Raw genomic sequence first — 282 nt, 5'->3', positions numbered from 1 at the left:
CGCTGGCGGCTGAACTCGACGAAGACCGCCGGGCTCGCCATGACGGTGACACCGCCGACCAGGGCCATCGAGCACTCGCCGCTGCGCAGCGACTGCACCGCCAGGTGCAGCGCGACCAGCGACGACGAGCAGGCCGTGTCCACCGTGACCGCCGGACCCTCCAGCCCGAACGTGTAGGACACACGGCCCGAAGCGACGCTGCCCGCGCTGCCGTTGACGAGGTAGCCCTCGAGCCCGGCCGGGGAGGTGTGCACGCGCCCGCCGTAGTCGTGGTACATCACG

The 282-nt window shown here is 72.0% G+C and carries 1 protein-coding gene; it reads right to left on the bottom strand.

Going from position 1 to position 282, the window contains the following annotated elements:
- A partial coding sequence (locus HG542_RS34205) for a beta-ketoacyl synthase N-terminal-like domain-containing protein (RefSeq protein WP_304414307.1) occupies positions 1-282 on the bottom strand: 282 nt, incomplete at both ends.

This window comes from Streptomyces morookaense, from assembly GCF_013030945.1.
Classification (GTDB): domain Bacteria; phylum Actinomycetota; class Actinomycetes; order Streptomycetales; family Streptomycetaceae; genus Streptomyces; species Streptomyces morookaensis.
Note: the sequence above shows the minus strand (reverse complement) of the source record. Positions and strands in the feature narration are given on the sequence as shown.